The sequence below is a fragment of the Pseudomonas sp. SG20052 genome, assembly GCF_031766055.1.
GTDB classification, from domain to species: domain Bacteria; phylum Pseudomonadota; class Gammaproteobacteria; order Pseudomonadales; family Pseudomonadaceae; genus Aquipseudomonas; species Aquipseudomonas mandelii.
Window position 1 is genome coordinate 6,042,760 of sequence record NZ_CP134498.1, and the last position, 14,714, is coordinate 6,057,473.

At 59.3% G+C, this 14,714-nt stretch carries 15 protein-coding genes; 10 read left to right on the forward strand and 5 right to left on the reverse strand.

What is annotated here, in order from left to right; translation table 11 throughout:
• Positions 1–65: 65 nt before the first annotated feature.
• From RHP74_RS27775 to RHP74_RS27785, 3 genes are all read right to left on the reverse strand, one after another.
• Positions 66–824 (reverse strand): S9 family peptidase, encoded by a 759-nt coding sequence (locus RHP74_RS27775; RefSeq protein ID WP_010467301.1) that lies wholly within the window; start codon positions 822–824, stop codon positions 66–68.
• Positions 814–1,923: a DUF3182 family protein gene (locus tag RHP74_RS27780; RefSeq protein WP_311096751.1), complete on the reverse strand. Its 1,110-nt coding sequence runs from the start codon at positions 1,921–1,923 to the stop codon at positions 814–816. Before RHP74_RS27780 ends, RHP74_RS27775 begins: the two co-directional genes overlap by 11 nt.
• Before the next feature lie 304 nt (positions 1,924–2,227).
• On the reverse strand, positions 2,228–3,223 hold the full coding sequence (locus RHP74_RS27785; protein ID WP_311096752.1) for a GlxA family transcriptional regulator: 996 nt from the start codon (positions 3,221–3,223) through the stop codon (positions 2,228–2,230).
• Between the two features lie 104 nt (positions 3,224–3,327).
• Here RHP74_RS27785 and RHP74_RS27790 point away from each other — a divergent pair, with 104 nt between their 5' ends.
• The 10 genes from RHP74_RS27790 (at position 3,328) to RHP74_RS27835 (ending at position 12,637) form a co-directional block, all read left to right on the forward strand.
• Positions 3,328–3,882 carry a cysteine hydrolase family protein gene (locus RHP74_RS27790; protein ID WP_311096753.1) on the forward strand — a complete coding sequence of 185 codons (555 nt, stop codon included), beginning with the start codon at positions 3,328–3,330 and terminating at the stop codon, positions 3,880–3,882.
• Positions 3,883–4,164: 282 nt separating this feature from the next.
• On the forward strand, positions 4,165–4,746 hold the full coding sequence (locus RHP74_RS27795; RefSeq protein ID WP_010467297.1) for a YjfI family protein: 582 nt from the start codon (positions 4,165–4,167) through the stop codon (positions 4,744–4,746).
• Positions 4,747–4,770: 24 nt separating this feature from the next.
• Positions 4,771–5,469, forward strand: a complete 699-nt coding sequence (locus tag RHP74_RS27800; protein ID WP_010467296.1) for a PspA/IM30 family protein — start codon at positions 4,771–4,773, stop codon at positions 5,467–5,469.
• A 160-nt stretch (positions 5,470–5,629) separates the two neighbouring features.
• Positions 5,630–6,193, forward strand: coding sequence for a rhomboid family intramembrane serine protease (locus RHP74_RS27805; protein WP_077749252.1), 564 nt, complete (start codon positions 5,630–5,632; stop codon positions 6,191–6,193).
• Positions 6,194–6,264: 71 nt separating this feature from the next.
• Positions 6,265–7,299, forward strand: coding sequence for an ion channel (locus RHP74_RS27810; protein WP_145310028.1), 1,035 nt, complete (start codon positions 6,265–6,267; stop codon positions 7,297–7,299).
• Complete coding sequence (locus RHP74_RS27815) at positions 7,286–7,960, forward strand: DUF2491 family protein (RefSeq protein WP_311096754.1); 675 nt, start codon at positions 7,286–7,288, stop codon at positions 7,958–7,960. Before RHP74_RS27810 ends, RHP74_RS27815 begins: the two co-directional genes overlap by 14 nt.
• A gap of 15 nt (positions 7,961–7,975) precedes the next feature.
• Positions 7,976–8,404, forward strand: a complete 429-nt coding sequence (locus RHP74_RS27820) for a DUF350 domain-containing protein (RefSeq protein ID WP_010467290.1) — start codon at positions 7,976–7,978, stop codon at positions 8,402–8,404.
• 18 nt (positions 8,405–8,422) lie between these two features.
• Positions 8,423–9,142 carry a DUF1190 domain-containing protein gene (locus tag RHP74_RS27825; RefSeq protein ID WP_010467288.1) on the forward strand — a complete coding sequence of 240 codons (720 nt, stop codon included), beginning with the start codon at positions 8,423–8,425 and terminating at the stop codon, positions 9,140–9,142.
• Between the two features lie 12 nt (positions 9,143–9,154).
• Complete coding sequence (locus RHP74_RS27830) at positions 9,155–10,312, forward strand: glutathionylspermidine synthase family protein (RefSeq protein ID WP_311096755.1); 1,158 nt, start codon at positions 9,155–9,157, stop codon at positions 10,310–10,312.
• 120 nt (positions 10,313–10,432) lie between these two features.
• Positions 10,433–12,637 carry an OsmC domain/YcaO domain-containing protein gene (locus tag RHP74_RS27835; protein WP_010467284.1) on the forward strand — a complete coding sequence of 735 codons (2,205 nt, stop codon included), beginning with the start codon at positions 10,433–10,435 and terminating at the stop codon, positions 12,635–12,637.
• Between the two features lie 69 nt (positions 12,638–12,706).
• On the opposite strand, the gene RHP74_RS27840 is transcribed toward RHP74_RS27835, so the two are convergent.
• Both RHP74_RS27840 and RHP74_RS27845 read right to left on the reverse strand, forming a co-directional pair.
• Entirely contained in the window at positions 12,707–13,234 is a 528-nt protein-coding gene (locus RHP74_RS27840) for a single-stranded DNA-binding protein (RefSeq protein WP_010467282.1), read from the reverse strand.
• A gap of 9 nt (positions 13,235–13,243) precedes the next feature.
• On the reverse strand, positions 13,244–14,641 hold the full coding sequence (locus tag RHP74_RS27845) for an MFS transporter (protein ID WP_010467280.1): 1,398 nt from the start codon (positions 14,639–14,641) through the stop codon (positions 13,244–13,246).
• Between the last annotated feature and the right edge of the window lie 73 nt (positions 14,642–14,714).

The following is a 14,714-nucleotide window of genomic DNA, read 5'->3' on the forward strand; positions in this document are numbered from 1 at the left end:
GATTGTTGGGGAGGCGGATGACGCTTTCGCGGGCAAGCCTTCGAAAGCGTCCGCAAACCCACCACTCATTTCGACTGAATAATGCTCAACCGCTCACCCACGACCATCTCGGTAATCCAGTCCACCAGGATCGAGGTGTAGGCCTGTTGCGACACCGGCTCGCTCAACGCATGGTCGGCGCCGTCAATGATCCGGTGCGTCAGCGAATGCGTCTGCTGACACGCAGCGCGGTAGCTCATGATCGTCGCGTGAGGCACATAGTCGTCGGTCTCGGACTCCACGAGCAGCACATCCCCGGTGAATTGCGAGCACGCATGCAGCGCACGATTGCTGTCGGCGCGTACCAGCGTGTTGCGGTAATCGCGCAAATCAGCCTTGTCCAGTTCACGCTTGGGCGTATGCCATTGATCGTCGCGATACAGCGCCGGCACCCGCAGCGCCAGCCAGCGCACCGGGCGCAATGAAGTCAGTATCGAGGCCAGATAACCGCCATAACTGGTGCCGACCACCGCAATGGCGGAGGTGTCGAGCGCCGGGTGGGCGAGCAAGCGGTCGTATGCCGCCAGCAGGTCGCGCAGGTTGTCTTCGCGCGTTACGCGAGTAAGCGGGATGCCGGTGCCGCCGGTGTGCCCGCGCAAGTCGAACGTCAGGCACACGCATCCCAGACCGGCGATGCCTTTGGCCCGCTCCAGGTCCCGCTCCTGGCTGCCGCCCCAACCGTGCACAAACAACACGCCGGGGACTTTCGATTTGGGGCTCAGAAAGGTCCCGCTCATCTGTTCATCGTCGATGTCGATCTGAATGGTTTCGCTTCTAGCCGTCATAGGATTTGACCGTCACGTACTTGAGAAGAAAGTCACTGTTTTCCGCGGGCCCGCGATACACCTCAATGGCGTCCGGCGGCAGCGGTTGGTCGATGTAGGTTTCCACTGAAGACACGCGAATCGCGCGCATCCCCGGGTTGTTGACGAAGCTCTGCAACGCGGCCACTTCGGCGCTGCTGGCACCGCCCATGCGCCAGGACTGTTCGAGCACGCCGCTGCGCTGTTTGCCACTGCTGTCCAGGCCTTGGGCGATGTCATAGTTGCGGCGCGAGGCGTAAAAACCGGGATAGGCCTCGTCCGCGGCGCTGTCGAACACTTGCGCTTGCCGGATCGCCAGTTGCACATCGTCAGGCAGGTCCAGTTTCAGCAGGTCTTCGTAATACCCCTGCACCACCAGCAGATTGGAACCTCCATAAACCTGCTCGCCCTGACCGTCTTCGGTCAAGTATTGATCACCGCAATAACTCAGCACCTTATCGCCGATAAAACTCTGGCCAACACTGTGGGTGACGACGTTGTCGAGATCCTGTTCAAGCACCACGCCTTCGCTGAACAGTGCCCTGGCATCGGGGCGAGCCAGAACGGCGTCGAACTGGTCGAGGCTTTTGATCACTTCCTGCCCACGTCCGGCGCAGGCATGAATCGGCTTGATGCGGATCGGGCCGGTGTAAAGCAAATGCTCTGCGGCCGGCCGCGCATCGTCGAGCGAGAACACGCTGAGGCCATCGAGCACGACGTTGCGCACACGTTCGGAAAACAACGGAGACCAGCCTTGCGGGGCGTGCGCATGTTTATTGCGCAACCCGTGGCTGATGGCTTTGGTGCAGATGAAATCGTGGTCGACATAACCGCCCCACAGATCCTCCGGCCCCGTGACGCCCATTGCCCGGGCGGCAGCGACGCCGACCAGGGTCTGGGTCGGCAAGAGATAAAGATCTCGACCGTTGTGAAGTCCGGGATCGTAGCTGCCACCGAACTTGAGCCCCAGGATGTGCGCCAGCCAACGGGCCAGCGCGTGATTGGTGTCGACTTCGTGCTGGGGCGCCTCGGGGAGGACCGAGTGGGCGACTACCAGTTTCTTGCGGTTTGTTGGGGTCATGCGTCCCCCTTCAATCGGCTTTTGATGAATGTAGTTGAAGGGGTGCAGAGATCAAGCCATTGAGGGTTGGATAGAAACGGGTTTCTAATCAGGCAGTTGCTGTGAAGGTGATGGCACTGAGCCTGTTTTATTCTGCACGAAGGGTTTCTCTACCCCTGCATTTTGCACGATCCAGGCCTTGCACTGAGCCAATGCGGGAGAGAGCCTGCTCGCGAATTCGGCGTGGGTCAGCCTGCATCTAAGTCACTGACATTGCGCCTTCGCGAGCAGGCTCGCTCCCACATTTGGCTTGGCGGTGATCTGGCTACCGCGTGACAGCTGCACCCGGCGTCACGCCAAACCGCGCCCGGTAATCACTTGGCGCCAGCCCGGTGATTTTCTTGAAGGTCGCGCGAAACGCACTGGGGTCTTGATAACCCACGGTCCACGCAATGTGATCGATGGTGCCGTTGGTGAATTCAAGCATTTCCCGAGCCTTGCCGACCCGCAGATGCTGGCAGTACTCGGTGGGTTTCAACCCGGTCGCTGCACGGAAACGGCGCAGGAACGTGCGCTCTTCCAGCCCCGCCCGCTCGGCCATCGCCGTCAGCGATACATCGGTGGCCCCGGTGCTTTGCAGCCAGTGCTGAACCTTGAGAATCGAAGCATCCCCGTGGCTGAGAATCGGTGAAAAATTGCTGCCGCACTCACTCGCGCTGTCGCTGTGTTCCACCACCAGAAAACGCGCGGTGCCGGTGGCAATGCTCGGGCCAAGCAGGCGGTCGACCAGGCGCAATCCCAACTCGGACCAGGCCATCAACCCGGCGGTGGTGATCAGGTCGCCGTCGTCGACGATAGGGGTATCGGCCTTGAGCTTGATGGCCGGGTAACGCTCGGCGAAGGTTTTGGCCGAGGTCCAGTGAGTGGTGGCGCTGCGGCCGTCGAGCAAGCCGCTTTCCGCCAGTAGAATCGAGCCCACGCAGACGCCGCCGAGGGTCGCGCCCCGGGCGTGTTGCTGACGCATCCAGTGGATCAACGCCTGCGGTGCCTGACCTTCGGAAAATCCGGCAATCGATGGCGGAATCAACACCGCCACCAAGGCGCGGTCGGGCCCGGGATGACTGTCGTACACCCGCTCGGGCGCCTGCTCGCCATCAACTTGCCAATGGCTGACCCGCAGCAGCGGCAATTGCGCAGCCTGATGCTCGGCGGCAATCCGGTTCGCCACCCCGAACAGGTCCGTCAACCCGTGCACCGCCGCCATCTGCGCGCCGGGATAAATCAGCACGCCGAGTTCGACGATTGCCCTTTCTGCGTCCATTGTCAGTTTTCCCCCTTCTATTGTCGGTGCGGCCAATCCTCGGAAGGCCTGCCACAGACAATACTTCTTTCCACGCCCAACCCACACATCTCGAGGAATCAGGCATGGCCAAGCAAGCACTCATCGTAGTCGATATCCAAAACGACTACTTCCCTCAAGGCAAGTGGCCGCTGGTCGGCGCCGACGCTGCCGCCGACAACGCCGCCCGTCTGCTCAAAGCGTTTCGCGACGCGGGTGATTCGGTGGTGCACATCCGCCACGAATTCACCTCCGAAGAAGCCCCCTTCTTCACCCCGGGTTCCGAAGGCGCGAAGCTGCACCCCAAAGTTCTGAACCGTGCCGAAGAGCCGGTGGTGCTCAAGCACTTCGTCAACTCGTTTCGTGAAACCGAACTGAAATCGATCCTCGACGAGCAAGGCATCAAGGAATTGGTGGTTGTTGGCAGCATGAGCCACATGTGTGTGGACGGCATCACCCGCGCCGCCGCGGACTTTGGCTACACCGTCACGGTGATCCACGACGCCTGCGCCTCACGCGATCTGGAATTCAACGGCGTTGCGGTGCCCGCCGCCCACGTTCACGCCGCCTTCATGTCGGCCCTGGGTTTCGCCTATGCGAGCGTGATTTCCACTGATGAATTCCTGGCGGCTAACCACTAACCACATAACGTATTGATCAAATTCCAAAAAGGGCCCGCCGCGTTTTAGCGCTGCGGGCCTTTTTCATGGAGCGGAAAATGTATGACAAAAAATCTCACGCGTGAGCTATTGAGCGTGGCAAAAATTGCCTGTAGTGTTTCTCACGCGTGAGTTTTTCACAACGAGGTCAGCCCCATGAAAAGCAGCTCTCCATCGAGTCCTCCCACAGGGCCCGATACCGATTCGGCAAGCCGCAAGGGAGAGCGCTCCAAACCGTCCGCGAAAAAACCATCGAGCTTTTACATGAAGCAGATGCGCGCGGGCCTGGGTGCCGCCGGTTATGTGAAACACGAGACTTGGGTGCTTCCCGAAAACCGAAGCCTGCTCAAGCAGATGGAGAAACAGCTTCGCCAACCGATTCTGGCTGGCTCATTCATGTCGGAGAATTACATGAGCGCAGGTACAAACTGGAACATCGACCGCCTCTTCAGCGCCCTTCAAGCCCTGGACGAAGTGGTTTCAAACGACATCACGCTTTCTCTCGTTCAAGGCTCCGAGTCCAGCATCAAGCTGGAAATGAACGACTTCGGTGGCTTGCCGATTTACATCGCGGTGGTGGGCGAACAGATCATCGTCGACACCGTTCTGGTCGACATCGAGTCCATCAATGACGTACCGGCCTTCAATGACGCCGTGCTGCGCAGCCGGGAGATGTTCCCGCTGTCCTCGATCGGTATCGAGTCCATGCCGAACGGGCAGATTGTCTACAACATGTTCGGCGCTCTGAGCTCCGACTCCAGCCTGACGAACATCGTGACCGAGGTCAAAACCCTGGTCGACAACGTCCAGCGCGCCAGCGAAGCCTTCGAACGTTTCTTCAATTAATTATTCGGGAACAGGAAATATCCAATGACTCAGTCCATCTGGAGCAAATTGTTCACCGCGCTGCGTGGCGGTGCCAACGAAGTCGGCGAATCGATCGTCGACCAACAGGCCCTGCGCATCCTCGATCAGGAAATTCGCGATGCGGACAGCGCCCTGGCCAACGCCAAGCGTGAGCTCGTCACCATCATGGCCAAGCACAAACTGTCGGCTGACCGCGTCAGCGAGTACAACGCCAAGATCAAGGACCTGGAATCCAAGGCTCTGGCCGCCATCCAGGCCAACCGTGAAGACCTGGCCCTGGAAGTGGCCGAAGCCATTTCGACCCTGACCAACGAGCTGGACGTCGAGCAAAAGCAGGCCACCGAGTTTGGTGGTTACGCTGAAAACATGCGCAAAGACATCACCAAGGCTGAAAGCCGCATCAAAAGCCTGCGCCAGCAAGTGGACATGGCCAAGGCGCGCGAAAGCGTACAGAAAGCCCAGGTCAGCGCTTCGATTGCCAGTGGCGGCGCCAACGGCAAGCTGGAAACCGCCGTCGGTACGCTGAACCGTTTGCAGGCCAAGCAGCAGCAACGTGCCGCTGAACTGGAAGCCCAGGACCAATTGGCCGATGCGTCGACGGGCACTGACCTGGAACGCAAACTGCGCGATGCCGGCATCACCCCGGACGCAGGCAGCGCCAATGCGATCCTGGAGCGCCTGAAGCAAAAATCGGCCGAATAACCGACTCTCGAGTCGAACGCATAACCTGTGGGAACTAGCCTGCTAGCGATTGCGGTTTGTCAGAAAACATTGATGTCGACTGACACTCCCCCTTCACGAGCAGGCTCGCTCCCACATGGAATGCGCTGAACTGACAGACATTCAACTGTCGAGGTCAAGGATGGATGCCCTGAAGGGTTTCAAGACAATCGCAGGCCTGGCGCTCTTCATGGTCGCGTTGCAACTGTTCAACGTCGCGACCGGCTACAGCCTCATGGCCTTCGGTTTGATCCCGAGAACCGTGCACGGTCTGCTCGGCATCATCACCTCGCCTTTCCTGCACGCTTCCTTTGCGCACCTGAGCGCGAACCTGATTGCCTTTTTGATTCTGGGTACCCTGGTCATCATCGAAGGACTCAACCGGTTCATTGCGGTCAGCGCGATCATTATTCTGCTGGGCGGCGCGCTGGTCTGGCTGTTCGGCTTTGCCGGCGTACACATCGGCGCCAGCGGCTGGGTGTTCGGACTGTGGGCATACCTCTTGTCCCGCGCCTGGTTCCACAGGAGCTGGGGCAACCTGATAACAGCCGGCGTCGTGGCCCTGCTCTACGGCGGTCTGATTTTTGGCTTCCTGCCTCGCCAGGGTGTTTCCTTCGAAGGCCATCTGTTTGGTGCACTCGCCGGATTTATTGCAGCCAAGGTACTTTTCTCGGCGCCGCGCAACAGGTTTAATGCCGCCGGTTGAACGCACTTGCGCAGTCAGACGCCGAGGCGATGACGTCGCAAGGAACAAGTACCCACGGAGTCAGGGACGAAATGTCGATTTTCCTTTTATTGCGCATGTATGCCTCGTCCCTCTTCCACCGTTTCGGCTGGGCAGGCCTGGTCATTGCCTTGGGCGTACACCTGATCACGGCGTATCTGGGCCTGGTGTTACTGGGCGAACAACACCTCACCGCGCCCGCCACGTTTACTTACTTCTATCTGACCACCACACTCACCGTCGGTTATGGCGATCTCGCGCCGCAGACAGCGGCGGGACGGATATTCGTGGCCACCTGGGTCATGCTCGGGGGCATTGCGCTGCTGACGGCAGCCATCGGCAAAACCACCAGCAGCGTCATCGATGCATGGAGAAAAGGCATGAAGGGCAAAGGCGATTTCACCGGCAAGGTCGGCCATACGGTTCTCATCGGCTGGGAAGGCGCGTCCAGCGAACGGGTCATTGAGTTGTTGCTCCAGGACGAAACCTCGAACGACAACCTGATCGTCATTTGCGATTGCACCCTTGAAGAAAACCCGATGCCGGGCAAAGCGAGCTTCATCAAAGGTGAAAGCCTGTCCTCCGTGGCCTTGTTGCTGCGCGCGGGCGTTCCCGGTGCCGAGCGCGTTCTGGTGCGAACCCATTCAGACGACCTGACCCTGGCCACCGTGCTGGCGGTCAATCAACTGCAGCCTGTCGGGCATGTGGTCGCCCACTTCAATGACAGTGAAATCGCTGCGCTCGCCAGCGCCTACGCGCCCAGCCTGGAATGCACTTCCAGCATGGCCATCGAGATGTTGGTGCGCGCCTCGCAGGATCCGGGCTCGTCAGTGGTCATCAATGAACTGCTGTGCGTGGGCCAGGGCGCCACTCAATACCTGATGAAACTGCCCGAGGCCTTTGAAGCGACGTTTGGCGATCTGTACACACGGATGAAAGAACATCACAACGCCACGCTCATCGGCTATCGCGCCAAAGGCGCCCGACAACCGTCGATCAACCCGCCCGGCGCCACACGCGTTGAGGGCGGCGAGCTCTTCTACATCGCCTCCACTCGCCTCAAGGAAATCTCCAATGGGATGGTTTAAACAGTTGATGGGGCTTGAGGCCCCGAACGCGACGACAGAGTCGAAATGGACCGCCAGCGAATCCCCGCCCGTCACCGGTCCGCTGGGCCTGGCATTGGGTAAGGGCGTGATGTTCGACACCACCCTGAAATTGTTGCTCGACGGCAACACCACGGTGACCATCCCGGGTTCGCAGCAGATCTGGAGCAACGGCACCGTCGATCTCGGGCAGTCGACCTGGCTGTCACGCTACTACATGAACGACGAAGACTACTGGCTGCAGGTGCATACCACCGGCGAAATCGCCGGACAGGTTGAGTCGGTCATCCTGTTCAATTACCTCAGTTACATCACCATCAGCAGTGAAGCGGAGTTGCGCCGATTGGCCGGTCCGCAAAGCCTGATCGGGCTGCCGACCTACACCCACAACGGCGTCGAATACACCCGCGAATGGGGCACCGAGAATGGCCAGACAGAATTGGTAGGGCTGAGCGAACAGCTGAAAAACCCGGAGGACTCCTACGGCATCGAGCACCGTTCGATGCTGTACGCCCGCGAAACCGGCCTGACCGACCGCCGGGAATTCCTGCTGTTTTCCGTCGAGGAAGACGCCGAAGGCACCATCAGCTTGAGCACGTCGCAGGGCATTTCGCTGTACACAACCGACCTGAATACGTTCTAAAAAAGGAAGCAGTCCATGCTAGAAGCACTCTCTATCTCCTTGAACAAAGCCGCCGTGTTCGGGTTTGTTTCGTACATCCTCGGCGCCGCGGTATTGTTCGCACTGTTCCAGTTCATCTACACCCGCATCACCCCGCACAAGGAATTCGAACTGATCCGGTCCGGCAACGTAGCCGCTGCGATCGCCCTCGGCGGGGCCATCATCGGTTTCGCCATTCCGGCGAGCAACGTGATTGCGTACTCGATCAGCATCCTCGACTTCGTTGTCTGGGCGGTCATTGCAGCCCTCGTTCAATTGCTGGCATTTCTGGTGACCAGCCTGGTGCTCAAAGGCACCTCCGAGCGCATCAAGAAAGGTGAAATCGCGGCGGGCATCTACGTGGCAGCCGTGGCCATCAGCGTCGGCATGTTGAACGCCGCGTGCATGACTCCTTCCCAGAACTGATTGCGCCCGGAGATCCCGATGAAACGAAGCAAGTACGTTCAGCTTTCGCTGGCAGCGTCGGTCGCCATGGCGATATCAGGCTGCGGGCCGACGGAAAAAACCTACGCGGTGCAGAAGAAGTACAACTTCCAGTCCGTTCAGCAGTGTGCCGATGAAAAGCTCCCGGTGGACGTGTGCTCGGACGCCTACATGACGGCCATGGCCGAGCATCGCCGCATTGCGCCGGTGTACGACAGCCAGGCCGATTGCGATGCCGACTTCGTCGCCGACTGGTGCCAACAGGATTCCGCCGGCAAGTTCATCCCCAAGCTCGGCGGCTTCGAACTGACCGCTGATGGCCAGGTGACGCAATCCCAGGTGGACGCGGCCAAGGCTCAATTACCCGCCTCGGAAGCGGCGAACACGGGTGGCTCGGGCTTCTCCACCAGCAGCCTGCTGACCGGCCTGCTGATCGGCAACATGCTGAGCAGCAACCGCAACAGTTACTACTCCGAGCCGGTCTACCGCTATCGCGATGACCGCGGCAGCTACTCGAACTCGACGCTCAGCCAGCGGATTGCCAAGGGCTCGACGTTCACCAAGTCCAATCAGGCAAGGTACGGCAGCAGCAACTACGCCGACTCGGTTCGCTCTTCTACCAGCAAGCCGGTCTCCGTTGCCTCGTCCACCTCCCGTGGCGGCTTCGGCAGCAAGGCCAGCGCACGCAGCGGCTGGGGCGGCGGCGGATCGAGCAGTTAAGGAAACCTGGCCATGAAGAAGATCCATTGCGCAGAGCGTCCTGACTGGAAACAGACCGCCGAGAATCTCGGCTTTCTGTTCCACACCATCGACAACGAACCCTACTGGGATGAGAGCGCGTATTACCAGTTCTCGCTCAAGCAGATCGAGAACGATCTCGAAGACCCGAGCACCGAGATCCATGGGATGTGCATGGACCTGGTGGCCCGCGTGGTTCAGAGCGAGGAGTTGCTGGAGCGCCTGAGCATTCCCGCGCCATTCTTCGACATGGTGCGCACCTCATGGCTCGAAGGTCACCCGCACCTGTACGGGCGCATGGATTTCTCCTACAACGGCACCGGGCCCGCCAAGTTGCTGGAACTCAATTACGACACGCCGACCAGCCTGTATGAGGCGGCGGCGTTTCAGTGGGGCTGGCTGGAGCAATGCATCGAACGCGGCTTGCTGCCCAAGCATGCCGACCAGTTCAACAGCATCGACACCAAACTGCATCAGGCCTTCGCTCAATTGCAGCTCAAGCAACCCTTCTATTTTGCCTCGATGAAAGACTCGGTCGAAGACAAGGGCACTACCGACTACCTGCGGCTGGTGGCGGAAAAGGTCGGCATCGAATCACGCCACATCGATATCGAAGACATCGGCCTGACCAGTGACGGACGTTTCGTCGACCTCGAAGATCGCTGGATCCCTCACCTGTTCAAGCTGCACGCCTGGGAGTTCATCTTCCACGAGCCCTTCGGTGCAGCGATTGCCCAGAGTGATACGCAATTTTTCGAACCGGCCTGGAAATCCATCATCTCCAACAAAGGCATCCTGCCGCTGTTGTGGGAATTCAACAAAGGTCACCCGAACCTGCTCGCGGCGCACCTGGATACCGAGCCGGGCAAAGCCGTACCAAAAGGCTGGGTGCGCAAGCCGTTCTTCTCCCGGGAAGGTGCCAATATCGAGCTGCAAACTGCTGACGGCCTGATCGTGAAAGAGGACGGCCCCTACACCGATGCACCGTTTATCCTTCAGGAGTTCGCGCCGCTTCCGCAGTTCGGCGACAGCTTTACGTTGATTGGCTCCTGGGTAATCGGCGATCAGGCGGCGGGGATCGGTGTACGTGAGGACAACAGCTTGATCACCAAGGATTCGAGCCGGTTCTTGCCGCATCTGATACTCGACTGACCGCTCCATCGCCCACTAAAAAGGCCCGGTGAGGACATATCGACAGACGCCCGCAAGACTTATGGCTGAAATGCCGGATAATGGCGGCCATTCGTTTAGCCGTTATTCTGGTAATCCCCCATGGAAATCAAGGTCAACTTTCTCGACAACCTTCGACTTGAAGCCAAGTTCGACGACTTCACGGTGGTGGCCGATCAACCTATCCGCTACAAAGGCGATGGCTCGGCGCCGGGTCCGTTCGACTACTTCCTGGCGTCGTCGGCGCTATGTGCGGCGTATTTCGTGAAGTTGTACTGCGACACTCGCAGTATTCCCACCGAAAACATCCGCCTGTCGCAGAACAACATTGTTGATCCGGAAAACCGCTACAACCAGATTTTCAAGATCCAGGTCGAGTTGCCCGCGGACATCTCCGACAAGGACCGCCAAGGCATCCTGCGTTCCATCGACCGTTGCACCGTGAAAAAAGTGGTGCAAGCCGGGCCTGAGTTTGTGATCGAAGAGGTGGAAAACCTCGACGCCGATGCCCAGGCGTTGCTGATGCCTGCTTCTACCTCAGAGGCGAGCACCTATATCGCGGGCAAGGATCTGCCGCTGGAGCAGACCATCGCCAATATGTCGGCCATTCTGGCGGACCTGGGCATGAAGATTGAAATCGCCTCGTGGCGCAATATCGTGCCCAACGTGTGGTCGCTGCATATCCGCGATGCGCACTCGCCGATGTGTTTTACCAACGGCAAGGGCGCAACCAAGGAAGGCGCGCTGGCGTCGGCGTTGGGCGAGTTTATCGAGCGACTCAACTGCAACTTCTTCTACAACGACCAGTTCTGGGGCGAAGAGATCGCCAACGCGCCGTTTGTGCATTACCCGGACGAACGCTGGTTCAAGCCTGGCCGTAAAGATGAACTGCCGAGCGAAATACTCGACGCGCACTGCCTGAAGATTTACAACCGCGACGGCGAGTTGCGTGGTTCCCACCTGATCGACACCAACTCGGGCAATGAAGAACGCGGCATCTGCGCGCTGCCCTACGTGCGCCAATCGGACGGCGAAGTGGTGTATTTCCCGTCCAACCTGATTGAAAACCTGTTCCTGAGCAACGGTATGAGTGCCGGTAACACGCTGGCCGAAGCCCAGGTGCAGTGCCTGTCGGAGATCTTCGAGCGCGCGGTAAAACGCGAAATCATCGAAGGTGAATTTGCCCTGCCGGATGTGCCCGCCGATGTGCTGGCGAAGTACCCGGGAATACAGGCCGGTATTCAGGCGCTGGAAGAGCAAGGGTTCCCCGTATTGGTGAAGGATGCGTCCCTGGGGGGGGAATTCCCGGTGATGTGCGTCACGTTGATGAACCCGCGTACCGGCGGCGTGTTCGCCTCGTTCGGCGCTCACCCGAGCCTGGAAGTGGCGCTGGAACGCAGCCTGACCGAATTGCTCCAGGGCCGTAGCTTCGAAGGCCTCAACGACTTGCCCCAGCCGACGTTTGAAGGTCATGCGGTGACCGAGCCGAATAACTTCGTCGAGCACTTCATCGATTCCAGCGGCGTGGTGTCGTGGCGCTTCTTCAGTTCCAAGTCGGACTACGAATTCGTGGAGTGGGACTTCTCCGGCCAGGGTGAAAACTCGAATGCCGAGGAAGCCGCGACCTTGTTCGGCATTCTCGAAGGCATGGGCAAGGAAGTGTACATGGCGGTCTACGAGCATATCGGCGCGACGGCATGCCGCATCCTGGTCCCGGACTATTCGGAAATCTATCCCGTGGACGACCTGATTTGGGACAACACCAACAAAGCGCTGTTCTTCCGCGCCGATATCCTGAACCTGCATCGCCTGGACGACGAAGAACTGCAAGCGCTGGCTGAGCGCCTGGTGGAAAGTGAGCTGGACGACTACACCGACATCACCTCCCTGATCGGCATCGAGTTTGACGACAATACCGCTTGGGGTCAGCTGACAATCCTGGAGTTGAAACTGCTGATTTATCTCGCCTTGCAGCAATTTGAAGAGGCCAAAGAGGCGGTGGAGATGTTTCTGCAGTACAACGACAACACGGTCGAGCGCGGCTTGTTCTACCAAGCTGTCAATGCGGTGCTGGAGATGAAGCTGGACGAAGACCTGGAGCTGGAAGACTACGAGGCCAATTTCCGTCGGATGTTTGGTAACGAACGGATGGATGCAGTGATCGGCTCGGTGGACGGCAGTGTACGCTTCCATGGTTTGACGCCGACCAGCACCAAACTGGAGGGGCTCGACAGGCACCTGCGGTTGATCGAAAGCTACAAGAAACTGCACTCGGCACGGGCCAATGTGACCACGTTGGCCGGTTAACAGCGGCAACAAAAAAGCGAAGCCATATGGCTTCGCTTTTTTTTGTCTACGGTTCTGAAAAGCTGCGGATCAGAACGGGATATCGTCATCAAAGCTGTCGAAATCCGGAGCCGGTTGTGGCGCTGCCTGCTGTGGAGGCGGAGCCTGACGCGACTGCTGCGGTGCTGACTGCTGCGGGCGCGGAGCCTGCTGGCGTGGAGCCGGGGCGGACTGCTGGTAGTTATTGCCCCCGCCTTGTTGGTCGCCCTGCTGTGGACGGCCACCGAGCAGTTGCATGGTGCCTTGCATGTCGACCACGATTTCGGTGGTGTAACGCTTGATACCGTCTTTTTCCCACTCGCGGGTCTGCAGCTTGCCTTCGATGTAGACCTGCGAACCTTTACGCAGGTATTCACCGGCGATCTCGGCCACCTTGCCGAACATCGAAACACGGTGCCATTCAGTCTTCTCGACCTTCTGACCGGTTTGCTTGTCGGTCCACTGTTCGCTGGTCGCCAGACTCAGGTTGGTCACGGCGTTACCGTTAGGCAAGTAGCGAACTTCGGGATCCTGGCCGCAAGTGCCGACCAATATGACTTTGTTAACCCCACGGGCCATAACGTTCTCCTAGGCTACGCACGCTGCCCCGGCCGGGTTGTTCACCAGGCGCTCAAGGGTGGTGCGATCCAATAGTTCTGTGTCCAATTTGATGTAAATCGCCGCTTCATCAGCAACGATTACCGCATCTGTTACCCCTACGACGGCCTTCAGGCGGTCAACCAACCCCGCTTCGCGGATCGCCTCGGGCGACAGCGGCAAGCGCAGACTCGTCACGTAGGGAGGTTCACGCATGGTAACAGCAAAGGCCAGCCAAAGTGCAGCCAGGCCGGCGCATCCGAGGAATACGACCGACAAACCGCCGTGCTGGAACATCCAGCCGCCGAGGATCCCCCCCAGCGCCGAACCGAGGAACTGGCTGGTGGAATAAACCCCCATCGCCGTGCCTTTGCCGCCCGCCGGTGAAACCTTGCTGATCAGCGACGGCAACGAAGCTTCCAGCAAGTTGAACGCGGTAAAGAACACCACCGTCCCGATCACCAGAGCCCGCAGGCTGTCGCCGAACTGCCAGAAGAATAGCTCAGTGAGCATCAGCGTCAGCACTGCGCCCAATAAAACTCGTTTCATTTTGCGTTTCTTCTCGCCGTAGATAATGAACGGGATCATGGCGAAGAAGGAGATCAGCAGCGCGGTGAGGTAGACCCACCAGTGCTGCTCTTTGGGCAGCCCGGCTTTTTGCACCAGAGCCAGGGGCAATGCAACGAAGCTCGACATCAACATCGCGTGCAACACAAAAATGCCAAGGTCCAGGCGCAGCAGGTCCGGGTGCTTTAGCGTCGGCATCAGCGCCGAACGGGCGACGCCGGACTCACGGTGCTGCAACGGTCCGGTGGAACGCGGCACCATGAACATGACGATCACGATGCCGAACAGCGCCATGCCGCCCGTGGCGAGGAACAACCCCGACAGGCCGAAGGCGCGGGTCAACAGCGGCCCGACAACCATGGCCACTGCGAAGGACAGACCAATCGTCATGCCGATCATGGCCATGGCTTTGGTCCGGTGCTGCTCGCGGGTCAGGTCTGAAAGCAACGCCATCACTGCGGCGGAAATAGCCCCGGCGCCTTGCAGGATGCGTCCGGCGATGACGCCCCAGATCGAATCGGCATTGGCTGCCAGCACGCTACCGAGGGCGAAGATGATCAGCCCGAGGTAAATCACCGGACGACGGCCGATGCGGTCGGAAATGAAGCCGAAAGGAATCTGAAAGATTGCCTGGGTCAGGCCGTAAGCGCCAATCGCCAGTCCGATGAGGGCCGGGGTCGCTCCTGCCAGATCCATCCCATAGGTCGCCAGTACCGGCAACACCATGAACATGCCAAGCATACGGAAGGCGAACACAAGGGCCAGCCCGCTTGCTGCGCGGGTCTCACTGCCACTCATGCGTTCGCTGTGGGGATCGTGCATGGAAAAACCTCATGTGAACCGGCGGCGATTCTACCAGTCCCATCGATTGACGGGGTATATCGCGACGCTTTGA